General features: G+C 36.8%; 22 protein-coding genes. 16 read left to right on the top strand and 6 right to left on the bottom strand.

The window, feature by feature from the left end; all coding sequences use genetic code 11:
- Positions 1-101: 101 nt before the first annotated feature.
- Genes BKP35_RS09335 through BKP35_RS09345 form a run of 3 tightly spaced genes read left to right on the top strand, consistent with a single transcriptional unit; the run spans position 102 to position 1976 of the window.
- Entirely contained in the window at positions 102-479 is a 378-nt protein-coding gene (locus BKP35_RS09335) for a GntR family transcriptional regulator (RefSeq protein WP_071313083.1), read from the top strand.
- A gap of 4 nt (positions 480-483) precedes the next feature.
- Positions 484-1185, top strand: a complete 702-nt coding sequence (locus BKP35_RS09340) for an ABC transporter ATP-binding protein (protein ID WP_071313084.1) — start codon at positions 484-486, stop codon at positions 1183-1185.
- Positions 1182-1976 (top strand): hypothetical protein, encoded by a 795-nt coding sequence (locus BKP35_RS09345; RefSeq protein WP_071313085.1) that lies wholly within the window; start codon positions 1182-1184, stop codon positions 1974-1976. The genes BKP35_RS09340 and BKP35_RS09345 overlap by 4 nt, the downstream gene beginning before the upstream one ends.
- Before the next feature lie 312 nt (positions 1977-2288).
- Here the strand turns inward: BKP35_RS09345 and BKP35_RS19510 are convergent, their stop codons facing one another.
- A complete protein-coding gene (locus BKP35_RS19510; protein WP_169819188.1) occupies positions 2289-2465 on the bottom strand; it encodes a hypothetical protein in 177 nt (58 codons plus the stop codon).
- 250 nt (positions 2466-2715) lie between these two features.
- On the opposite strand from BKP35_RS19510, the gene ilvA reads away from it, so the two are divergent.
- From ilvA to BKP35_RS09365, 4 genes are all read left to right on the top strand, one after another.
- Positions 2716-3969 (top strand): threonine ammonia-lyase IlvA, encoded by a 1254-nt coding sequence (gene ilvA / locus BKP35_RS09350; RefSeq protein WP_071313086.1) that lies wholly within the window; start codon positions 2716-2718, stop codon positions 3967-3969.
- 440 nt (positions 3970-4409) lie between these two features.
- Entirely contained in the window at positions 4410-5318 is a 909-nt protein-coding gene (locus tag BKP35_RS09355; RefSeq protein ID WP_071313087.1) for a chemotaxis protein, read from the top strand.
- A gap of 336 nt (positions 5319-5654) precedes the next feature.
- Entirely contained in the window at positions 5655-5789 is a 135-nt protein-coding gene (gene yhfH / locus BKP35_RS09360) for a protein YhfH (protein WP_071313088.1), read from the top strand.
- Between the two features lie 97 nt (positions 5790-5886).
- Positions 5887-6345: a divergent PAP2 family protein gene (locus BKP35_RS09365; protein WP_071313288.1), complete on the top strand. Its 459-nt coding sequence runs from the start codon at positions 5887-5889 to the stop codon at positions 6343-6345.
- A 78-nt stretch (positions 6346-6423) separates the two neighbouring features.
- Here the strand turns inward: BKP35_RS09365 and hcp are convergent, their stop codons facing one another.
- Positions 6424-7725, bottom strand: a complete 1302-nt coding sequence (gene hcp / locus BKP35_RS09370; RefSeq protein WP_071313089.1) for a hydroxylamine reductase — start codon at positions 7723-7725, stop codon at positions 6424-6426.
- A gap of 357 nt (positions 7726-8082) precedes the next feature.
- Here hcp and BKP35_RS09375 point away from each other — a divergent pair, with 357 nt between their 5' ends.
- Positions 8083-8844: a DUF3891 family protein gene (locus tag BKP35_RS09375; protein ID WP_071313090.1), complete on the top strand. Its 762-nt coding sequence runs from the start codon at positions 8083-8085 to the stop codon at positions 8842-8844.
- A 36-nt stretch (positions 8845-8880) separates the two neighbouring features.
- Here the strand turns inward: BKP35_RS09375 and BKP35_RS09380 are convergent, their stop codons facing one another.
- Together BKP35_RS09380 and BKP35_RS09385 are read right to left on the bottom strand one after the other, a co-directional pair.
- Positions 8881-11184, bottom strand: coding sequence for a thiamine pyrophosphate-dependent enzyme (locus BKP35_RS09380; RefSeq protein WP_071313091.1), 2304 nt, complete (start codon positions 11182-11184; stop codon positions 8881-8883).
- On the bottom strand, positions 11184-12197 hold the full coding sequence (locus BKP35_RS09385; RefSeq protein ID WP_071313092.1) for a 2-oxoacid:acceptor oxidoreductase family protein: 1014 nt from the start codon (positions 12195-12197) through the stop codon (positions 11184-11186). Before BKP35_RS09385 ends, BKP35_RS09380 begins: the two co-directional genes overlap by 1 nt.
- A 265-nt stretch (positions 12198-12462) precedes the next feature.
- Between BKP35_RS09385 and BKP35_RS09390 the strand changes: the two genes are divergently transcribed.
- Positions 12463-13107, top strand: coding sequence for an HD domain-containing protein (locus BKP35_RS09390; RefSeq protein WP_071313093.1), 645 nt, complete (start codon positions 12463-12465; stop codon positions 13105-13107).
- Between the two features lie 918 nt (positions 13108-14025).
- Here the strand turns inward: BKP35_RS09390 and BKP35_RS20090 are convergent.
- Entirely contained in the window at positions 14026-15417 is a 1392-nt protein-coding gene (locus tag BKP35_RS20090) for a C40 family peptidase (protein ID WP_169819189.1), read from the bottom strand.
- Between the two features lie 150 nt (positions 15418-15567).
- On the opposite strand from BKP35_RS20090, the gene BKP35_RS09400 reads away from it, so the two are divergent.
- Positions 15568-16437, top strand: a complete 870-nt coding sequence (locus tag BKP35_RS09400; protein WP_071313095.1) for an alpha/beta hydrolase — start codon at positions 15568-15570, stop codon at positions 16435-16437.
- Here BKP35_RS09400 and BKP35_RS09405 read toward each other — a convergent pair.
- Entirely contained in the window at positions 16434-17582 is a 1149-nt protein-coding gene (locus BKP35_RS09405) for an MFS transporter (RefSeq protein ID WP_071313096.1), read from the bottom strand. The genes BKP35_RS09400 and BKP35_RS09405 overlap by 4 nt on opposite strands.
- A 223-nt stretch (positions 17583-17805) precedes the next feature.
- On the opposite strand from BKP35_RS09405, the gene BKP35_RS09410 reads away from it, so the two are divergent.
- The 6 genes from BKP35_RS09410 to BKP35_RS09435 all read left to right on the top strand — a co-directional run bounded on the left by BKP35_RS09410 (position 17806) and on the right by BKP35_RS09435 (position 24513).
- Positions 17806-18399: a nitrite reductase gene (locus tag BKP35_RS09410; protein WP_071313097.1), complete on the top strand. Its 594-nt coding sequence runs from the start codon at positions 17806-17808 to the stop codon at positions 18397-18399.
- A gap of 100 nt (positions 18400-18499) precedes the next feature.
- Positions 18500-19144, top strand: coding sequence for a SurA N-terminal domain-containing protein (locus BKP35_RS09415; protein WP_071313098.1), 645 nt, complete (start codon positions 18500-18502; stop codon positions 19142-19144).
- Between the two features lie 483 nt (positions 19145-19627).
- Positions 19628-21166: a flotillin family protein gene (locus BKP35_RS09420; protein WP_071313099.1), complete on the top strand. Its 1539-nt coding sequence runs from the start codon at positions 19628-19630 to the stop codon at positions 21164-21166.
- Positions 21167-21413: 247 nt separating this feature from the next.
- Positions 21414-21677 (top strand): hypothetical protein, encoded by a 264-nt coding sequence (locus tag BKP35_RS09425; protein WP_071313100.1) that lies wholly within the window; start codon positions 21414-21416, stop codon positions 21675-21677.
- Positions 21678-21781: 104 nt separating this feature from the next.
- Positions 21782-22819 carry a C40 family peptidase gene (locus BKP35_RS09430; RefSeq protein ID WP_071313101.1) on the top strand — a complete coding sequence of 346 codons (1038 nt, stop codon included), beginning with the start codon at positions 21782-21784 and terminating at the stop codon, positions 22817-22819.
- A 191-nt stretch (positions 22820-23010) separates the two neighbouring features.
- A complete protein-coding gene (locus tag BKP35_RS09435; protein ID WP_071313102.1) occupies positions 23011-24513 on the top strand; it encodes a spore germination protein in 1503 nt (500 codons plus the stop codon).

Here is a 24513-nt window from a genome sequence, read left to right on the forward strand (position 1 = left end):
TGGTACAGCCCATCTCATTTTCTTCTATATTACTAGATGGATGTTTTAATAAATATAGTGCTTTATCAGCTATTGGAGTGTGGAGCGGAAGGAGGAGATTTATGAGTGTAACATTTGATAATTCAAAACCAATCTATTTACAGCTGATGGATCATTTTTTTCAGCAAATATGCAGTGGTTCACTAAAGTTAGGGGAAAAGTTACCGTCTGTAAGAGAAACGGCGGTTAGTGTTGGAGTTAATCCAAATACAGTGCAACGAACCTACCAAGAAATGGAGCGAAAAGGAGTCGTTGTCGCAAAAAGAGGTCAAGGCTCATTTGTTACGGAAGATGAAAGTATGATTAAACAATTACGCTCAGAAATTTCTGAAGAATACGTCAACAAGTTTGTTGTATATATGCAAAATAATGGGTTTTCAGAAGCGGAAATACTTGAGCGAGTGAAAATTGCACTGCAAAGCTCAAATGGTGAGAGGTGAAAACATGGAAAATATGATAATTAATTTTGACAGGGTTTCAAAGAGGTATGGATTAACATCTGCACTGAAAAATGTCAGCTTCCAAATTCCTAGTGGTGGGATCATCGGTTTAGTTGGATCTAACGGTAGTGGTAAATCTACTTTATTAAAATTGATGGCTGGGTTATTGAAAGGAAGCTCTGGGGAAATTGTCGTTTGTGGGGAAGCTGTCAATAGGTTAATAGCCAAAAAAGTTGCCTTTCTCGCTGAAGTTGACTCATTATATGATTTTTATACGGTCAAAGAAACGATTACTTTCTCAACGAAAGTTTTTCCTGATTTTGATGAGCAAAAAGCGTACCAAATCGTAGACGCTTTAGAAGTAGAACTTCATAAAAAAATCGGCACACTCTCGAAAGGGAATCGTGCACGAGTGAAAATTGCGATTGCTTTATCGAGAAACGTCCCACTTTTAATTATGGATGAACCGTTATCTGGTTTAGACCCTCTCGTACGTGAAGACATTATTAAAATGATTGCAAAGTATGTAGAAATGGAAAATCAGACGCTAATTATTTCAACTCATGAAGTCACTGAAATTGAACCTTTACTAGACCACGTTTTATTAGTGCAAAGCGGTGAGATTGTTTTATCTGAAAGAGTTGAAGATTTACGTGAGAAGAGAGGGCAAAGTGTATTAGATGCCATGAAAGAGGTGTTACGATGAGTTGGTTGGCACTGTATATGAAAGAGCTTCGTCAAACGAAAACGAGGTTTCTCATCAATATCGTTTTTTTAATCATATTAGGAATTCTTTTCTTCGTTCTTACAGAAAGGTATAATGCTTTTTTTATTACGTTAACAGTACCGCTCATTTTAGTACATTTTGTTTATATGCTTGTTGCAATGTTTGACTCACTAAGGTTAGAATGGAAGCAAAATACAGCTGTCTTTTGGTTAAATATCCCAAAAAGTGGGTGGCAATTAATAACTGCTAAGTTTTCAGCTGCAATGACTCAGCTTTTCATTTCGTTATCACTAACATTTATGATCCTTTATATTTTACTTCAGCGAACAATTTTACATTTTCCCGATACTCAAGTACCGTTATTTATTCTTGAACAGTTTCAATCGTTTTGGTGGATACTCTTTAGTGGACTTTTCATCGCTTCACTACAAACAGGGATCGTTGCGACATTTATTTATTTAATGGCGAAATCGATTCGTAAGTGGGGTTGGTTACTTGGTATAGGAATTGTTTTTGGAAGTAGTTGGATTTGGATGAAGTTCCAAGAAACTGCGGTGTATCGCGCAATAACTGAATGGGGTGTTGTACTAAACGAAGAGGCATTCATGAACTCATTTTTCGTCCACTTCGATGGAAATGAAGCAATGATGGATGTCGATGTAACAACTGATGCGATTTTATATGCAGGAACAGCGGTTGTAGATATCCTTGTTGTTGCCGGCGTGTTGTTTATTTGTGGTTGGTTAATAGATAAAAAAGTGGAAGCATAGTAGAAAAGCGGAAACGCCTTGGTACGAGCGACAGGCACTGGAGGACCTTTGACAGAAGCCGCTTTATGGCTTCCGAAAAGGTCTGAAGTGACCCGAGCTCGTAGGCGTTGAAGCTAGACAAAGAAAAGCGAAAGAGCAATGAGATAATCACTTGTCCCATTGCTCTTTTTCAGTTTGAAAATTTTTTTACCAGAGTGAATTTTATAATTACCTAAATCGAGCCATATCAAACTATATGTAGTTGCGAACTACATATAGTTACTTAATGGCGATAATATTGAATGATGAAATTTATTAACCTTTACTAGTGTTTTAATTATTGTCAGTAAAAATTAAAAAAATCATGAACCCTAAAGTCATAACGGATAATAAAATTAACGGTCCTTCGTAAGATGCTACCGCTTGATCTTCACCTGCAGCCATCGTTGTAGTAGCAAACATCGTTAAAAAAACAAATAATGTTGAAAAAATTGCTAACACCTTTTTCATAAATGGTTCCTCCTAATACAAAGCTATTAATGATTATTATGGTTAATACTAATATTATAGAGTTAACTCTTTTGAATAGCAATAATATGAAGGCAAATGATTGTTTTAAAGTTTTAACGATTGAATGATTTTTGAATGTCACCATTCGTTTTTAAAATAGACATTTAATGTGTAAAAAAACATGATATAATGTTTTATTAAAGAGTAAAGACTATTCAAAATATATTTTAATGTAAGAAAGGGTAAAATAATGAATCAAAATAAAGTTAAGATCGAAGATATAGTAATTGCACATCATAGTTTAAAAGATGTAATCATACATACACCACTTCAATATAATTCTGTTTTGTCAGAGCGATATGAATGTAATGTGTTTTTGAAAAGAGAAGATTTACAAGTAGTTCGCTCATTTAAGATAAGAGGTGCTTATCATTTAATCCAAAGTTTAACGAATGAAGAACGTGCGGCTGGCGTTGTTTGTGCAAGTGCAGGAAATCACGCTCAAGGCGTTGCTTATTCCTGTCACCATTTAAAAATATTTGGGAAAATTTTTATGCCTAAAACAACACCGAGACAAAAGGTGACTCAAGTGAAACGATTTGGTGGGGAGTTTGTTGAAGTTGTTTTATGTGGAGATACGTTTGACGATGCATATACTGAAGCGATGGATGATTGCCTATTAAATGATAAGACGTTTATTCACCCTTTTGATGACGAAAGGATTATCGCTGGACAAGGTACGATTGGAATGGAAATTATGGATGACATCGATCAATCCATCGATTTTTTATTTATGTCGATTGGTGGAGGTGGATTAACGTCAGGTGTAGGGACATATATAAAAGGAGTTAGTCCAACAACTAAGTTGGTTGGTGTAGAGCCAGAAGGTGCCCCTGCAATGAAAACATCGATTGATAATGATGAGCTTACACCGTTAAGTAAGATTGACAAATTTGTGGACGGAGCTGCGGTCAAAAAAGTAGGGGAGTTACCGTTTTCGATCTGTCGCACAATATTAGACGATGTTCTCATCGTTCCTGAAGGGAAAGTATGTACGACAATTTTAGAGTTATATAATGAAAATGCCATCGTAGCTGAACCGGCAGGAGCATTGCCGATCGCAGCACTTGAATTTTATCGAGAAGAAATTAAAGGGAAAACAATTGTCTGTGTCATTAGTGGTGGGAATAACGATATCGGTCGAATGCAAGAAATAAAAGAGCGTTCACTTATTTATGAAGGCTTACAACATCACTTTATTATCAATTTCCCGCAGCGGGCTGGTGCCTTGCGAGAATTTTTAGATGATATATTAGGCCCTGATGATGACATTATTCATTTTGAGTACACAAAAAAGAACAATAAAGATAATGGTCCAGCTGTTGTTGGAATTGAATTAAAGCGTAGTGAAGATTATGATGGATTAATCTATCGAATGAATGAAGCGGAAATTGAATTTATTGAAGTAAACAAAGATAAAAATTTGTTTAATTTACTAATCTAGACGAACATATTCTAGAACAAACACTAAAAACGTGGTAATCTATGGATATATATAAATATTAATTTGAAACAAGTAGGCTTATTTTTGTATGAAAGTTGGTTTGTTGGTTAGTGGCTAGTTGGTTAGGACACTCGGCCAGAATTTTTATATTAGATGGTGACGTTGCTTCGTCATAGAGGTTTTGTATGGAAAAAAGGCGGATGATTTCGTGAACGAGCCTCTGAGATTCGTTAGAAGTGCTCCTGCGGTTACTCGTCGCAAAGCTACATGAAGTGAATTCTAAGGTGTACCTCATGATGTGATTGAGGTCAGTTGCTTCACAGCGAAGAGAATGAAATCATCCGCCTTTTCCATATTAGATGATGACGGAATATCGTCATGCAGGTTTTGTATGCAATACTAAAAAAGAGCCTATTGAAATTGAGGGAGGAAGTCAGTATATGGCTAATGATCATAAAGGAATTTTATTAGAAAGTGGAACTAACGAACTAGAGGTTATTGTATTTTCTATAGGAAGTGGAGTTTTTGGAATAAACGTTATGAAAGTTAGAGAAATTATAAATCCACTTCCGGTTACACGAATGCCTAACGGCCATCCGAATGTTGAGGGGATTATTAGGCTAAGAGAAGAAGTCATTCCAGTAGTAGATTTAGCGAAAGTTATTGGTTTTCCGTCTTCAGAAAACCCTGAACAAGATAAGCTAATTGTTGCTGAGTTAAACCAACTGAAAGTAGCATTCCACGTTCATAGTGTTTCACGAATACACCGAATTTCTTGGGAACAAATTGAAAAGCCAACTCAACTTTCACAAGGGTTGCAAGGCTCAACAATCGGTGTCATTAAAATGGATGATTTAATGATCTTACTTTTAGATTATGAAAAAATTGTCGTAGATATAAGCCCAGAATCAGGGTTGAATGTCGGACAACTAAAATCGTTAGGGGAACGTGAACGCTCTAATAAAAAATTAATCATTGCTGAAGATTCACCGATTTTAAGAAAGTTGTTAGAAGATACGTTAACAGAGTCGGGATATAGCAATTTACACTTTTTTGAAGATGGTAGAGAAGCATGGGATTACTTAGAAGAGAAAGCTCAAAATACCGATAGTTTTTCTGAACTTCCCCATTTAATTATTACGGATATTGAAATGCCGAAAATGGATGGTCATCATTTAACGAAACGCATTAAAGAACATAAAGAACTTAATGATATTCCAGTGGTTATTTTTAGCTCGTTAATTAGTGGAGATTTATATCATAAAGGCGAAAGAGTAGGCGCGGATGCACAAGTAAGTAAACCAGAAATCGTAAATTTAGTTCAAAAGGTTGATCAGTTATTAGTATAGAGAAGAAACTGACTGAAGAGGTTGCATTTTAGCGAACCTTTCAGTCAGTTTTTTTTTGAAAGATAAGAAAATATAAAAATTTTGGGAAGTGTCTAGCTTCAAAACACTTCGCTGACCAAGGAGTTTGCGTGAAGGTTTCTATGTGCCCGAATGGCAATAAGGTAAGTTTTACCTATGTGTTATTACTTTGAAACTTGGTGTGTAAACCCTAAAATGAAGCGTTTTCAATATTATCACAATGTTAAAGTTGTTTTAGTACAACCTGTTGAAAAATAATAATTGTTGTAGTACAATGAAATTATAAATTTAGTCAACAATGAAACGGAGGTAACTACAATGGCTCTGCAAACAGCAACTGATTTTTTTAAAAATTTACCACCGAAACAATGTACTAATTGCGGAAATGAAATTGATGAAATGCACGACTGTTACACACATCAGTGTGAGAAATGCGATACTGAAGTAAAATAATAATAATAAGCTCTCTACCTATTGGTGGGGAGTTTTTTTGTATAAAAAAAATCTGATAACGAAAGCTATAATAGGATGTTTTATATAGGAGGGGATGATTGTGAAAGGTATTATAGCTGGTTTGGTTGCCATCGTTATCGCACAAATTTTAAAAGTACCCCTTAATGCTTTACAGACAGGGAAGTGGAATTTAAAACAAATTTTCGGTTCTGGCGGTATGCCTAGCTCGCATTCAGCAGGTGTTACATCTTTAGCTACATACGTGGGTCTAAAGTTAGGAGCTCGTTCTTTAGACTTTGCACTGTCAATTATTTTTGGTTTAATTGTCATGTATGATGCCCAAGGGATCAGAAAACACGCGGGCGAAACAGCCATTAAAGTGAATGATTTAGAAAAGCGAATTGATCAACTAAGTGGCATAAACAAAGATGAAGCTCACGATAAAAAATCAAAACAATTAAAAGAAAGTTTAGGCCATCAACCAGAAGAGGTTCTAGGTGGAGCCATTTTAGGATTTTTTGTTGGCTTGATAAGTTATGTTAGTAATAGAAAGTGAAAAAAGAGGGTGTTTTTTGGACACCCTCTTTCCATTTGTAAAACCATTTGTTTTTTGAGTTTGTGTAACATTTACTTCTTATTTTGAAGAGCTTAATTGAAGCATGTTTGCCATATCTTCTTGTGCGTTACCGATTAACTGCAAGTTGAACGCATCTTGTAAAACGTTTAACACACCTGGAGTGATGAATTCTGGTGGTTTTGGACCAATACGAATATCTTTAATTCCTAAGCTAAATAGTCCTAGTAAAATCGCAACAGCTTTTTGCTCAAACCACGATAAAACAATGCTTACTGGTAGATCATTAACTTCACAGCCGAAAGCGTCAGCAAGGGCAACAGCAATTTTTACAGTAGAACCAGAGTTGTTACATTGACCTAAGTCGATGTAGCGAGGAATGTTTGTTCCAGGAACAGTCCCATAATCGACATCGTTAAATCTAAACTTACCACACGAAGTCGTAAGAATAATGGCATCATCAGGAAGAGAGGTTGCTAATTCACGATAGTATTCGCCACCTTTACCTGGTGCGTCACAGCCGGCGATAACGAAGAAACGACTAATCTTACCTGCTTTGACAGCGTCAATAATTTCAGGAGCTATACCTAAAACGGTTTCATGATGGAACCCAGTGACTAACGTCTCATCAGATTCAATATTTGCTTCAGGTAATTGTAATGCTTTTTCAATTAACGGAGAGAAGTCTTCTCCTTCAATTTTTGTTACTCCTTCAAGTCCTGCAATTTCATAAGAGAAGAAGCGGTCAGCATAAGAACCTTTAATCGGCATTACACAGTTCGTTGTAGCTAAAATTGCACCAGGGAACTCTTCAAATAAACGTCTTTGATCAAACCAAGCTTTACCGATGTTTCCTTTTAAATGAGAGTATTTTTTCAAGTGCGGATACCCATGTGCGGGAAGCATTTCAGAGTGAGTATATATGTTAATGCCTTTTCCTTCTGTTTGCTTAAGTAGTTCTTCTAATGCAAATAAATTATGTCCGGTTACTACGATACATTTACCTTCAATTTTATTTTGAGATACTTGAACAGGTTGAGGGATGCCTAGTCTCTCTGTATGAGCACGATCTAATAAATCCATCACTTTAACAGTGGCACTCCCAACTTTCATTGCCATATCGATATGCTCTTGCAAATTAAAGTTTGAATTAGTAAGTGTTAAATAAAGTGCTTCTTGGGTGATCGCATCAACTTCAGGGTCAGTGTAGCCTAATTGTCTTGCATGTGTTGCGTAAGCAGCGATCCCTTTTAGCCCAAAAATAATTGTGTCTTGTAAACTTGCGATATCTTCATTCTTCCCACAAACTCCGATAACTTTACAGCCGCCACTTGGTGTTTGTTCACATTGATAACAAAACATAAATACTCCTCCTCTAATAAAATATTAAATGTGTTCTCGATGAACCGTGATATAAATTGAAAAATTTATAACCACATTACTTATGTCTAAATATAGCGTACTTTATGGATCCTTTTAACTTCTGTGATAATTATCACATTTTTGACTGTTCTTAAAATTGTAACAATAGCAACTTCTCAAATCCGATTTTCAATATGAAAAATTATAAGGAAAGTATATATTGTATAATAAAGCTATATTTAGATTAGTTAGTAGTGGTGTTTTAATGAGGTAGTGGGATACTATGAAACTTTTAATTTAAGACTGTTGCAGTTTTTTTAGAGTAACCTATTTTATAGTATGAAGAGGGGGGATGGTATGGTTGTCACAGAAAACGATAAAGAAAAAATATTATTATTTGAACAACATGAACATGCCAAAGCTTGTGGAGATTTTGCAGAGGCGTGGCGAGATGAGTATTTCATTGAGAAAAAGAAGCGAGATGAAGTGGTTTATGCAATTGTTGAACATGACAACGGTTGGATCGAGTTGGATGAAAAACCATCATTAAATAAAAAGACGCAAATGCCGTATTCTTTTATTAATTATCCATTAAAACCGAAATTGAAAGCGTACACGAATGGTATTAATAGAGTTGAAGATATAGACAACTATGCGGCATTACTTTGTAGTTTACATTTTAGTTCTTTTTTTGAAGGGTATACGAACGGTAGGGGAGAAGGGTTTTTAAAACAAGAGAGAAGGCGGCAACAAAGGTTGATGGAGAAGTTAAATATTAATAAGAAAGATAGAGCGTTACAATTTCACTATGAATTGTTACAGTTTTGCGATAATCTTTCACTATATTTATGTATGAACACACCGGGTGTAGCTAAAAAAAATGAAGTAAATTGGTTTCGGAGCGGTTTTTCACAAAAGTTTGCATTTAATCAATATCAAACGATCAGTGCACATTGGCTTGATGAAGCGACAGTTGCATTATCTGATTTTCCTTTTAAGAATGAAGTTACAGTATCTATAAACTATAAAGCTATTAAAAAAAATCACTTAATCAACTTGCCGATAGAGTACGAACAGCTACCGGTTCATCAAAGAACGGTATCAATTGTTAAAGGGTAACAAAAAGAGCAGCCAAGGCTGCTCTTTTTAATAATTTTAAACAAATGGAGTTTCGTGCTTAGTTTTAAGACGCTTCCATCTACGCTCTACTTCTTCTTCGAAGTCTTTTAACATTGGAGCGTTAGATTCTTTTAATAAGTGTTTCGTTTTACCCATCATTTTTAACCATTCAGATAACTCAACACGTTTTTTCTTCGCTTCAGGATCATACGTAATCGTTGTTTCACCTTGTTCAATTTCGTAAAGAGGGAAGAAGCAAGATTCAACAGCTTTTCTCATAATCTCTTCACCTAAACGGTCTTCTGATTTCCAGTTAAGTGGACAAGTGATTAAGATCTTTCCGTAAGCCATTCCAACATTTTGAGCATACCATTGCGCCTTTGCAGCTTTTTTAATTAAATCTTGTGGATATGCTTCTGTACCAGTAAAAACGTAAGGAATGTTCGTTGCAGCCATAATTTGAGCTGTATCTTTATGGTGGAACGCTTTACCTTGCTTTGTTTTACCGATTGTTGTTGTACTAGTCATATGACCAAGTGGAGTAGAGTAAGACATTTGCGAACCAGTATTCATATAACCTTCATTATCATACTCAAGAATGATCATTTTATGGTTACGTAAAGCCGTACCGATCGCAGACCCCATACCGATATCCATACCACCGTCTCCAGTGATCATAACGAATGTAAAGTCATCAGAGATGTCAATTTCACCACGACGCTTCATTTCGAAAAATGCTTCGAGTGTACCAGAAAGTGTAGCAGCACCGCTTTGGAATAAGTTGTGAATAAACGTTTGTTTATGCGAACTATGCGGATAAGCTGTTGTAACAACATAACCACAACCAGTTTGGAATAAAATAACTGCGTCTCCTTCAATTCCTTTGAAGAATAACTCTAAACCTGGGAAGATCCCACATCCAGGACAAGCGCCGTGACCTGAACCAAATCGTTTAGGCTTCGCTGTTAAAGCACGTAATGGCGGAACCTTTACGTTTAATTTATTTGTTTCTTCATCTTGAGTCACTTTAATTAAGCCGCTGTTGAAGTCCTCGCCTTTCATTGGCTCAATCACTGGCTCAAGTTTGTTCTCAGGATTTCCAGGAACGTGACCGTAGTAGTCGAATGGTCTTTCTGCAACGCCTCTTTCCATTGCGTCAATTGCCATTTCAAAAAACTTTTCAGCGTCATCTGCGTAGAAGTCTTTACCACCTACACCGAATACGCGGCTAAGAACGATCGTTTCGTTTTCTTTATCTTCTTGTAGGGCAGACTTCACTTCATGAGTTAAGTTTGGACCATTTCCGCCGTAAGAATCAGCACGCTCACCAACTAATACTGATTTAACATTCTTTAATGCTTCGCGAATTTCTTTAGCAGGGAATGGACGGATGATATTAGGGCTAATCACACCAGCTTTAATTCCTTGCTTGCGAAGTTTATCAACTACGTCTTTAGCAGATTCAGCAGCAGAGTTTAATAAGAATAAAGCAACATCGGCATCTTCCATACCATATAAGTCTAATGTTTCATATCCACGACCTGAAATTTCAGCATATTCCTTTTGAATTTCTTCAAACACTTGACCAGCACGATATAGAGCTTCTGATTGCTGGAAGTTGTTATTAATAAGGTCATCACCATTCATGTGAGCACCGATTGTTACTGGTTGATCTTTCACACATGCTCTTGGGTACTCAGTTGGCATTTCTCCAACGAAGTTTTGAACCGTTTTACGATCTTTGAAATAGTCAACTTTACGCTTTTGGTGTGATGTAAAGAAGCCATCATACGCTACGATAACAGGAAGACGAACGTCTTTATGCTCCGCTAATTTTAAAGCCATAATGTTCATATCATATACTGCTTGTGGTGTACGAGCAGTTAAGATGACCCAACCTGTATTAAGTGCGTAGTAAAGATCAGAATGATCTCCGCGGATATCTAACGGTCCACTAACTGCGCGTGTTACAAGATTCATTACCATTGGGAAACGTAAACCAGATTGTACTGGCATTTGTTCTAACATATATAAGAATCCGTTTGCACTTGTTGCGTTAAATACACGTGCACCTGTTGCTGATGCACCGAAACAAATACCTGCAGACCCGTGCTCCCCGTCAGCAGCGATTAACTCGATGTCATGCAATCCTTGAGATTTCATTAAGTCTAAATATTGAGCAACTTCCGTAGATGGTGTAATTGGAAAATAACCCATTACGTGATAGTTAATTTGTGCGGCAGCCATTGCAGCCATTTCATTTCCAGATTCGAAAGTTGTCGTTTGTTCATACTTTGTATTTATATCATTGTTATTTAATTTATTTTCTAATTTAGCCATTAATTACGACCTCCTGCTACATATGGAAATTTTTGCGCAACGCGATTTGCCTCAGCGTAGCCAATCGTTTCTGACATATCTGTTAAAGCTGATACAGGACATGCGTCAACACACTTTAAACAGCCTTTACAATATTGATAGTCAACTCCTGAAAGGAACATTTGCTTGCGACCACGTTTGTCTTCTCCTTCTTCCCAAACGAAACAAAAGTCTGGACAAACTGTATCACATGCAGCGCAATTAATACATTTCTCTTGTTCAAATGCTGGTAGGAAACCTTGGCGAGAACCACTTAAGTCTTTTAAAATACTATTTGCTTGAGCAGTAATGACACCACCGAGTTCTTGTGTTAAATATCCTAGCATTGGTTGTGGTCTTGTAAACTCTTTACCTTGTGCATTTTCTGGTAGTTCGTAAGTTTTAAATTCTACTTCATTGTAGCCACGGTCGAACGTTCTAATGTTAGGTTCAACTAAGTGTGGGTATTTCTTTTCAAATGTTTTACGAATAACATTTCGCATTTCTTCTGGATCTAAAAAGTCTAAAATGCGGTACATGGCACCAAGCATCGCAGTGTTAACTTTTGTTTTTTCTTCGTGTGCAATTTTCATCGCGTCAACGATAGCTAATCTTCCATAATCAAGCTTTAAATCTTCGCGTACACTATCGAAATCTCTTGTACTATTAACTAATACAATTCCGTCCGCAGGTAAACCGCTTACAACATTTACAGTTTTATATAAAGCTTCATGGAACACTCCTACAACATGAGGTTGTTCGATTGGGCTATGGTCACGAATTTCAACATCAGGATCACAGTAGCGAACAAACGCTTTAACTGGAGAACCTTTTTTCTCAGAACCGTATGATGAAAAGTTAGATCCGTTTAATCCTAATCCGAGTACGCCTGCTTCAGCTAACATTTTCCCTGCAAGGTTAGCTCCTAAACCCCCAATAGATTCTAGACGTATCTCAAAAAAGCCTAGTTCATTCTTTTTTGGTAAATTAGACATATTTATAAATCCCCCTCTAAAAAATTGACATTTCTCCCACCTGAGTTCATTATAAAGCAAAGGAATATTTTTTGTTGTGATGAAAGTCACACTTTGTTTGAAAAAAATAATTTTTTTTATTGGTACACTCTGAAAAAAGTATTCGAAACACTGTAAAACTTAGGGTTTTTCATATATAACAGGTAGTGTCTTGTTATATAACAATGAAATCTGAATAATCTAAAAATTATAAAGGTTGTATATTAATACAAAATGAGGTGTTGAGATGAATAAACAAGAAGTGTTGATACAAGCAGAAATGTATGTACGTTCAATATTAGAAGAGGATAGTAGTGGGCACGATTGGTGGCATATACATCGAGTGAGAGGGCTTGCAAAAAAAATTGCTATTAATGAAGGGGCAGATCTATTTATTTGTGAAATAACGGCATTACTTCATGATTTAGCAGATGAAAAACTTTTTGGTGACGAAGAAAAGGGGTTATTAAGTATAGAAGAGTGGTTAAAAGAACATGGCGTATGCCAAGAGTCACGGACCCATATTTTAACGATCATAAAAACAATGTCGTTTAAAGGTGGAAATAGGAAGCCGATGGAAACGAAAGAGGGAAGAGTCGTTCAAGATGCCGATCGTCTTGATGCTATTGGTGCTATCGGAATCGGCCGAACATTTGCTTATGCAGGCGCTAAAGAAGAGTTAATGTACGACCCTTCAATCCCAGTTCGTACGGAGATGACGAAGGAAGAATATCGCAAAGGAAAAAGTACAGCGATTAACCACTTTTATGAAAAATTATTGAAATTGAAAGATTTAATGAACACTGATTATGGAAAACAATTAGCTGAAGAGCGACATCAATATTTAGAGGTGTTTTTGGAACGTTTTTTAGAGGAGTGGGAAATGAAATAACGGAAGTAAACGTGAGAGATTTCATTTCCTAAATTTGTTGAAGTGCTGAACCAATAACTACAGGTCTTATAGACATACGTGGGCAATGTCAACTAGAACGAATTAATAGCTTCTAGGGTTGTGGCGTAGTGTGGGGGTTATGTGCAATAAAACAGGAGGTGATGTGCAAATTAGTGTAAGTGCCCTAATCGTACGCTACATCAGCTAAAGGGAACGTAAGAATTTCTCGCGTGACGTAACCGAGCTTCTCATCAACTAAAAAGGCACGCAAGATGATCTCGCGCGCCCAAACAATGCGTCACATCACCCAAGAGGTGACGCGAGACCTTCTCCCGCGCCCGAACAAAGCGTCACATCACCCAAGAGGTGACGCGAGACCTTCTCCCGTGCCCGAACAAAGCGTCACATCAACCAAAAGGTAACGCGAGACCTTCTCCCGCGCCCGAACGAAGCGTCACACTCACCAAAAGGTAACGCAAGACCTTCTCCCGTGCCCGAACAAAGCGTCACATCAACCAAAAGGTAACGCGAGACCTTCTCCCGCGCCCGAACGAAGCGTCACACTCACCAAAAGGTAACGCAAGATCTTCTCCCGTGCCCGAACGAAGCGTCACTTCACACAAAAGGTAACGCGAGACCTTCTCCCGTGCCCGAACAAAGCGTCACTTCACACAAAAGGTAACGCGAGACCTTCTCCCGTGCCCGAACGAAGCGTCACACTCACCAAAAGGTAACGCAAGATCTTCTCGCATGCCCGACCCCATAAGGAACCCAACTACAGCATACTCTCCCCATAATGCATACTACCGAGCGAGTGCGAATTACTGCGCACTCCCCCCATGCTACGCAACACCGTTATGAGGGTTGGGTATAAAAAAAAGCCTTACTTTTGATAGAAGCAAAGCTTGTAAGGGTTATTTAATTCATTCGTTTCGCGCCTAAGTATCTTTGGCTCCAATAACTGTTGGACATTTCGCTAATCGTCACACCCCTTGAGGAGCTGGCATGAATGAATTTGCCATTTCCTAAGTAAATGCCATTGTGTGATGGTCCTGCTTTATATGTTTCAAAAAATACAAAATCTCCTCGTTGTAAAGTCTGTACGCTTTCTCCGTAATTCCACATTTGGGTAACCGTTCTCGGTATATTTTTTCCATTTTGCTTATATACGTACATAAGAAATCCACTGCAGTCAAAACCATTCGGTGTCGCCCCGCCCCAAAGGTAACGAACACCTATTAAAGTTTTTGCGAAACTAATCACTTCTTCGTTAAAAGACTGATTTACCTCTGATGTTTGAGGTTGGGCACGCTCTGTTTGTTGTGTCTGATTCGAGTTAGAAGACCTAGACGGCATTGGTTTTGATGGGGAGTATTTAAGATGTGTAATTGTTCTTTCCCCAGCAATTCCATCGACTCCTAAGCTGTTTTGAATTTGATAGTTTCGAACTGCTGCTTCTGTAATTGGCCCAAAAGCACCGTCGATAGCGTAGTTGTAATAACCTTTGTTTTGTAGTAAACGTTGTAAATCTTTCACGGCCTGGCCTGTGTCGCCATTTTGCAAAAATTCTACACTATTCAAATCATTTTTCTCTTCTTTTTCAATAGAAGAAACAATAAAAGGAGCTGGGGTCTCATCTGTTTCATTTTCAATAGCATAAATGTTCATATTTAAATTGTCGTCTTTTGTCACTTCTTTTTTGACATTTAAAGAGACGCCAGATAAATGTTCGTATGTTTGTTTTCCAACGATTCCATCAATCATAAGGCCATGGTCTTTTTGGTAATTTTTGATAGCCTCTTCGGTGATCGGGCCAAAAATACCATCTTTTTCATAGTGATAATAACCACCATCTATTAATAGCTTTTGAATTTCTTTTACAGAATCTCCTCGATCACCGATACCAAACAGTTGCCCTTCTTTAAGTTTAATTAACACATGGTCTTCAACTTCAACTTCGTCAATATCATTATTTATAAACAGGGCTGATAATGTTTCTTTTCCAGCAACTCCGTCAACACGTAGCTTTTTAAGTTTTTGAAATTTACGGATGGCTGCATGAGTTTTTACTCCGTAAACTCCATTATCGGCGATTGCAGTTTCAATATTATAGTCTAATAGTTTACGTTGGATTGAGTGAATTTTAAAACCTTTATGACCGAAACTAAATTTTTCTTCAGGGTTAATAGTGATATCATCAATGACTTGGGTTTGATTTGCAGCTTGAACAGATACAGGTCCGCCTAAGGCGACGCTTGCAGCAATTGATGAGAGTATTACTTTTTCACTAACCGAATCTAGCTTCATCATATTCACCTCCATTTCTAAGTAGTCAGAATTTTTAACAGTGAAGAGGCAGAAATAAGCTTGTGCTTTAAACATTTTATGCAAAATAAGCTAAAATAGAACAATAGTGGTTATTAGCTTAAGATGGACGAAATACAGAAGGAGGGCATTATTTTGGAAAAAACATTCGCTAACCTCAAACAATATTTAGACTTCTACGAAATCAATCAAGAATACCTTTATCATTATAAAGAAGAAAAAATTGAGGAAGGCACACAACAGACTGTATTACATATTTTTGAACCAGCATCGATAACGAAAACAATTCTCCTCGTTCATGGATACTTTGATCACACTGGAGGATTAAAAAATTTAATTAATCATTTTCTTCGTAAAGGATGGCGTGTACTAAGTTATGATCTCGCTGGGCACGGATTATCTTCTGGAAACAGAGCTGAAATCAATGATTTTACCGATTATGTAAATACCTTCAAAAAAGTATTATCGTATAGTAAAGGTAATAAGTGCTATCCATCTGTAGTGCTCGCTCATAGTACTGGTACAGCAATTTGTACACATTTTTTACTTCAGTCTCAACAGAAGTTTGAAAAAGTTATTTATTTAGCACCACTAGTAAGAGCAAATAAATGGTGTTCAATAGTAGCGGCTTCGAAATTCGTGCCTTTTTTTACTAAAAGATTAAAACGAAAATTTAAAGTCAATTCAGGGGACAATCAATATTTATCTTTTGTGAAAAACGACCCGCTTCAATGTCGATACATTTCAATTCATTGGGTATTAGCACTTATTAAATGGAACAAAAAAGTAGAAGCGCTATCCGCTTCTACTCAAAAACTTTATATTATTCAAGGTACGGATGATCATACCGTTGATTGGAAATACAATATTTCCTTCCTGCAAAAAAAGTTTACCGATTGTCAAATAGCTATTATTGAAAATGGGCGACATCAGTTAATGAATGATCATCCTTCGATAAAGCGTCACTTACTGAAAATGATCGATGATTATATCGATGAGGTTTAATTTAAATACTTCTTCAGGCGCCATTTTGTTACGGTAGCTATGATTGCCATTATCACCGCACCGACAAGAAGACCTTCGTTAGGTGTGACATTTAATGCGCCAATTAAAAACGAACCTGCGACAACCCCTAAAGAGAAGAAGGCATAAAAGATACCAAATGCTCTGCCACGTTCACTTTGATGAGAATGGTCGACGACTAGTGCAGTTACAGAAGGGAAGATAAAAGCAAAGCCAATTCCATATATCATCATTGCAAAAAATAAGATAAGAACATTTTCAAATGAACTTAAAACGAGTAAAGCAAACGTCACAAACAGCATCCCATAAAAGACCATCTTTCCGCGTTGTACTTTATCGAACAGTTTATTTGTTGGTAGTAAGAAAATGAGGATCGCAACAATTCCGAATGTGCTTATCAACATTCCGGAAAACGCAGTACTTAATCCAGACACTTCAATTTTAAGCGGAAGCATGTAAGCTAAAATTCCTAAGGTCAACATTAAAGAAAATGCACCGATATAAGCATTTAATAATGGTGGTAGCAATAATAACTTAATGATCTCAGACAGTTTAAAGTTCACTTTTTTCTCAAGTTTAGATTTAGAAATAAATATATCCTTTAAAAATACGCTAGCCAATAACGCGGTTACTATGAATAAAGCACTAATGATATAAAAAACATAATTGATGCCTAAGACACCCTTTGTGATCCCACCAAAAGCAGGTCCCAAAATGGCGGCAATACCAACACAGGCACCTGAAAAGGCCATTGCTTTTCCACGAGAATTAGGCTCTGTACGATCGCTTAAAAAAGCAAATGCAGCTGGAATTAGAAATCCCCCACCAATCCCGTGAATGAGTCGGACTAACAATAGTTGCTCAGCAGTTGATACGAACGTATAGCCGATAAGACAAATACTAACGAACACTAATCCGAATACTAATATCTTTTTTCGTCCGAATTTATCAATCCACTGTCCAGCTATAACATTTCCTAGCATATTTGCTAATGAATACATTCCAATAATTAGACCGATCATGAAGCTTGTTGCTCCAAGACTTTGGGCGAAAGGAGCAATGATCGGTAATTGCGAAAAAGTATCTAAAAAAGCAATAATTATAATGATATAAATAAAATAAAGCATCGTAAATTCCCTCTCTTAAATTCATCTACTAGTAACTTATATAATGTAGGAGAAAGTTTCTAATAGCTACTGATGAACTCATTATACAATATTTTCAACAAATTACTAATTATCTACCTTTCATTATGTACAATGTCGTTAGCGAAGTTACGTTATGTATAATTTCCTTCATCATTTCTTCAAATTTTTTTGTTATAATTATTTTAGATAAGGAGTGATTATAATGAAAAAACTAGCAGTGCACCCAGGGATTAGTTTCGGTGCGAAGTTTACGAAAGGCCAATTACAAATACTTTCAAAATATGTGGCTGATTCAACAGAGATAGAGCTTACAAATTTTCAACAGCTTTATATAGAAGTGGAAGATGACCAAGTTGAAGATGTGTCAGCAAAACTTGAAGCTGCTGGCTTAAATACATATCCAGTCGGCCTTTATGTGAAAACGTTAAGAACATGTAATTTTTGTCAAGGAGCTGAAGAAGAGGGAATGGACATTGCGATTGAATTAAATCGTCGGATCGCCGGGAAATCTGTTCCATTTCCACTTCGACCTGCCTATACTGGATGTCCAAATGCCTGTGGTGAACCACTTGTTCATGATATCGGGGTTGTAAAAATAGGCGAAACGTTTAGCATTTATCTTGGCGGGAAGGCAAAAGGTCTCGATGCGAAAATGGCCACTCTATATAAAGAAAATTTAACGGAAGATGATCTTTATCATGCTTGTGAAAGTGTCATAGAAAACTATGAAAAACATGGCAAAAAACGAGAACACTTTTCCAAGTTTCTTAAACGCTTCGGAGTAGAAAACTTATAACAAATTTTAGAAATCTTCTCTTTTTCCTTTACAAATTTATGTATAGCTAGTAGAATTGCTTACCGTACACATTTTTAATATAAAGAGAGAGGATGTTTCGATGTTTAAAAGAACTCTGTTAATGGTAACTTTAGGATTATTAGCACTAGTCATGGTCGCTTGTGGTGGAACTAACGACGGTGGTGAAACTGCAGCTATAGTAAATGAAGAGGTTATTACGGTTGCTGATGTTGACCAACAAGTGGACAACACGATTGCAATGTATGCCCAAGATGGAATTGATGTGAACGAACAAGGTGATGAGTTTGTGGAGATGATTAAACAGCAAACTTTAGACGGTTTAATCACGGAGGTTTTACTAGTAAAAGCTGCACAAGACTATACTGTATCAGAAGAAGAAGTAACTGAAGAGTATGAAGCAATTAAAGCAGGTTTTGAAACAGAGGAACAGTTCAATGAAGTTTTAGCGGCTAACAACTTCACGGAAGAGTCGTTAAAAGAAAATCTTGAACAACAATTAAAAATTGACCAGTTTTTCTTAGCAAATATCAATGAAGTTACAGCTACTGAAGAAGAACTACAAGAACTTTTCGAACAATATAGTGAAATGGTTGAAGAAGAGCTTGAATTTGAAGAAGTTAAAGTCGCTTTAGAACAAGAAGTTGTTCAACAAAAGCAAGACGAAGAAATGGGTAGAATCATTCAAGAGCTAAAAGAACAAGCAGAGATTGAAATTTTAATTTAAATAGTAAAAAGAGACTATCAATTAATTTTGGTAGTCTTTTTTGTGGGTAAAAGTTAGTTGGTTAGTGGTTTGTTGGTTAGGTTCATATCGGTGTGTCGTAATGAAAGTTTGTATGTAAATAAAACGAGTAATTTCCTGAACGAGCCTCTGAGATTCGAAAGAAGGTCACAGCGAAGTGAAGGAAATCATCCGCCTTTTCAATATTAGATGGTGACGGTAAATCGTCATGCTCGTTTTGTATGAAAATAAGATGACGGTCGACTTTTCCGAACAAGCCTCTAAAGCCGGAACGGATTTACAGCGCAGTGAGGGAAATCGACCGGATTTTTTCATGTTAGATGGTGATGATTAATCGTCATGCGGGTTTTGTATGGAAACAGAAAAATAAACCGATTATTATTTTAGATATTTATAAATATTTTCCAATAATAGTCAATATAATGGAGGATGTAATAAAAAATATTCAATCGCAGGGGGTACGATATGGCAACTATTGGTATTTTAATCTTCCTTATTCCTATTGTTGTTTTAGCGGCAATCGCAAGTATTGGTTACTTTTTCTGGTACAAAATTCGTTATAAAACAGCGAGATCAAATCAGGCGTTAATCATCGCAGGACCAAAGCTAGGGGACCCAGAAAAAGAAACGAACATTTTTAACGATAATGAAGGGCGCTCAATAAAAATCATTCGCGGTGGAGGTCACTTATTAAAAATGCACCAGACGGCTACACCTGTGGATTTAACGTCTTTTCAATTGAAGTTAAGAACACCTCGAGTATTCACAAATGGAGGCGTGCCGATCATTGCTGATGCGGTTGCTATGGTAACGGTAGCAGACACTTTAAAAGGGATTGCAATATACGCGGAGCAGTTTCTAGGAAAAAAACAAAAAGAGATCGAAACCGAAATTGCGGAAGTATTGAACGCTAATTTACGTGCGATTTTATCAAAAATGACTGTAGAAGAGATTAATGCAGACCGAGAAAAATTTAATGAAGACGTTAGAATCGTTGCTCAAGCACAATTAGATTCGATGGGGTTTAAAATCACTTCTTTAGGTCTTACCGATTTATCTGATGCCGATCAAGAAAATGGTTACTTAGAAAACTTAGGGCGTCCACAAATTGCCAAAGTGCGCAAAGAAGCCGAATTAGCCGAGTCAGACAGCGAGAGAGAAACACGTATCCATCGAGCGAATAACGATAAAGAAGCAAAAGAACAAGAGTACCAACGTCAAATCGAAATTGCAGAAGCTCAGAAGGCAAAAGATCTGAATGACGCTGCGATTAGAGAAGAAACCGAACGAGCGAGAGCGAAATCAGAACAATCATATGAGTTAGAAAAAGCAAAACTAGATAAACAAGTGCAAGAAGAACAATTAAAACTTCATGCGCAAAAGAAAGAGGAAGATTTGCGTATCCGTCATCTAGAGCGTGAACGTGCAGTTAAACTAGAGGAACAAGAAGCGAAAGTGCGTAAGGCGAAAGCGGATGCCGATTTCTACGAAACAACTAGAAAAGCTGAAGCCGAAGCTGAAAAAGCTCGTATTGATGGGGAAACACAAGCGAAAATCGAGCGAGAAAAAGGTCTTGCTGAAGCGGATGTTATTCGTCAAAAAGGGCAAGCGGAAGCCGAGGCGAAACGTCTACTTGCTGAAGCAATCGCGAAACACGGTGAAGTTATTATCGTGGAAAAACTCATCGAAATGCTCCCACAATACGCAAAAGAAATCGCAGCACCATTATCGAACATCGAATCTGTCAAAATTATTGACACTGGCGACGGAAAGGGCGTAGCTTCTTACAGCAAATCGATTACGAATACGATGGCCCAAATTCAAGAACCGTTAAAAGAGCTAACAGGCTTAGATGTAACGAACTTACTAACCGATCTAGTCAACCGAGGTAACACACACACCGTTATGACCTCAGAAATAGCTGCTGAAAAATCGACTAATGAAACCTTTCAAGGCCCTGACCAGCCTGTTGAATCTAAAGAAAACAACCCCGATGATAAATAAGAATAACATTTAAATAATATTAAAAGAGAGTGTCCGCTATTAAGCTGGCGCTCTTTTTTGTTATTTTAATATTGAGGTCAGTAGCTTTACAGCGAAGAGAAGGAAATCGCCCGACTTTACATCGTAAATGTTGACGATTAATCGTCATGAAGGTCTTGTATGAGAAATAGACCGTTATAGGAAAATTAAATGTATGTTTCTTTTTACATGATTTAAACTAACAAAAAAGTTTAAAGGTGTGAGGAAAATGACTAATATTCCAATTGAACAAGCAATGTTAGCAATTCAACAATCTAAATTAGCTATCCAGCAAGGACTGATTAAAGCAAATCCAGATCAATTTAATATGGTAGAAAAGCAGTTGCTCGCAGCTCAAGAGGCAATTAGTGAGGCGAAGTTAAAAGTAAGTGCGAATGAAGAGCAAATTTTAAATCAAGCCAATCAAAGTGTAGAAGATGCTATTGTTCAACTGCACGAAAGCCATCGTGATTCGAACTTACAACAAGGATAGATTAAAAAGTTCGTATGTCAAATATGCACACAATATAAAAACGATTATTTTTTTCTTTTTAGGTAACCTTAAAGAGAAACTATCGATAAAGGAGAATAAACATTATGAGGAAAAACAATATACGTATTTTCATTCTAACGATCTCTATTTTAGCGTTATTAACATCACCAGTTCTTGCTTTTTATGAAGATGTTCCTGAAGCAGGAATTGCCATTAACGGAACTATGGTTGATGGGATTAAACCGATCAAAATTGCAGGAGATTATTACATACCGTTTACACACTTATCTAAATTACTAGGGTACAATGATATTAGGTTTGAAAGTGGGACAAAAACATATCAAGTAACCGATGGCTCTACAGTAGTCCGGTTAACCATGGGAGGATACAGAGCACGTAGAGGTGACGACTTCATCAATATTGATCCACCTAGATGGATTAACGAAACAGCGTATGTATCATTAGAAGCAGGTGGGAAGCTTTTTAATTCATTTATTTCCTTTAAACCGGAAAATGGATCTATTCAAGTAGAAAAACCAGCGAGCAAGTACCGTGTTCAAGCAGGTGATACATTATGGTTGATTTCAAAGGCGCATCATACTTCTGTGGCTCAATTAAAAGCAGCAAACAATTTAACATCAAATATTATTCAACCTGGTCAGCTGTTGAAAATTCCACCACGTGAACAAACGAAAGAAGATGAGCCAATTAAAGAAACTCGCCCACCAGCACCTAAAGAACGAGAAGAGCCACAAATTCGTACCGCATTAATCGAGGTTGCCAAAAGATTTATCGGTGCAGGATATAAATTTGGAGCAACTTTAGATGAAGCACCTAATTTATTTGATTGTTCATCGTATACACAATATGTTTTTCAACATAAAGGAGTTCAAATTCCGAGAACATCAAGGCAACAAGCGGGAATTGGTATTCCAGTAACTTCGTTAAAGCAAGGAGATTTATTATTCTTCACATCACCATCACTATACTCTGATGGTCGAGTTGGACATGTTGGAATTTATATGGACGGAGGTCATATGATTCACGCCTCATCTTCTAGAGGAGTTCATATTACTGAAGATGTTTTAAATAACCCTTACTGGGGGCAAAATTATTTATTTGCTAAGCGAGTTATTGACTAAGAGCAAGTGCATAAGTATATAAAAATAAAAAAGGCTTATCGTCAAGTTGTGGCGATAGCCTTTTTTTTAACGCTTTTTGAAAATCACTGTGACTACCGCGAAAACTGAATAAAAAGTGGAACATTTAGTATATTTATCCTTTTCTTTGCAAACTTTAACAGTGAGTTCTTTTATTTGGGGGTGATTTCACGATGTATTATAAAAAGTGGGAAAAGCAGACAAAACTAAAAAACGTTAATCGTGAAGCATCAATCCAGGAAACAGAGCAGCAAAATAGCACGGATGAAAATGAAGAACCTACTTTTGAGGAAGTAATGAAGCTATTTAATGACTGTGATGATTTAGAACACAAAACGTTTTCAGAACTTGGGATAGATCTTATCTATTTTAGTCCACTTGTAGATGACAAAAAAGTAGAAGATGAAATTATCAATTCAATTTATTCGTCAACAACAGAAGAAGTTAAAAGTTGGGTCAAAAAGAAGGACATCCCTGAAGCGACGTCAATTAAAGATATAAAAGATGAAATTTTATCTGGCAGTGTGGGGATCTTTTTTGAAAATAAAACATATTATTATAACGTTTATGGACCTGAAACCAGAGGGATCGATAAAAGTGAAACTGAAACTGTGATTGTTGGGGCTCACGACGCGTTTGTAGAAGATATTACTACGAATTTATCATTAGTTAGAAGACGAGTGAAAAGCTCGAACTTAAAAGCGGTCAAGCTTAAGGTTGGGGAAGTCACAAAGACCTATGTTTACGTATTATATATCGATGGAATTGCTGACAGTGATATGGTCTCAGAAATGAAAGAAAGAATTTCAAAAATTGAAGTTGATTCAGTTTATGACACGAATATGTTAGCGCAATTAATTGATGAAGTTCCTGATTCTCTTTTTCCGCAATATTATAGTACAGAACTTCCAGATGTTGTTCGTTCGAAATTAGTTTCAGGTAAAATGGTTGTCCTTTTAGACACAAGTCCGATTGCGATTAGTGCACCTTCAAGTTTTTTTGAATTTATCCAATCTCCTGATGACTACAATCAACGGTGGTTACTGGGGACGGGTTTACGAATATTGCGTGCGGTTGCTATTTTTATTACTTTATCGTTTACAGCGATGTATGTTGCTGTCATCACTTTTCATTACGAAGTGTTACCAGAAGATTTATTAATTACATTAGCAGAATCAAGAGCGAGAGTTCCGTTTCCACCATTAATTGAAGCACTACTAATGGAAGTGACAATTGAATTATTAAGAGAAGCTGGTGCGAGATTACCGACAAAAATCGGGCAAACGATTGGGATTGTTGGTGGGATTGTCATTGGACAAGCCGCAGTTGAAGCTGGTCTAACGAGTAATATCCTAATCATTGCCGTTGCGAGCTCTGCGATCGCATCGTTTGTGTTGCCGAATTATAACATGAGTAATTCAATTCGTATCGTCCGCTTTTTCTTAATTATTTTGGCTGGATTTTCAGGAATTTTCGGAATTGTTTTTGGTGTAGCCTTAATAGCAATTCACCTTGCTAGCTTAACGAGTTTAAAAACACCATATTTAATTCCAATGTCACCATTTTATTGGAAAGACTGGGTCGATACGTTTATCCGTGGGCCGTATTGGGCGATGAAACATAGACCAATACAAACGAAAACAGATAATACTGAAGTCAACAAAATGAAGCAATAA

The organism is Anaerobacillus arseniciselenatis, from assembly GCF_001865995.1.
Lineage (GTDB): Bacteria > Bacillota > Bacilli > Bacillales > Anaerobacillaceae > Anaerobacillus > Anaerobacillus arseniciselenatis.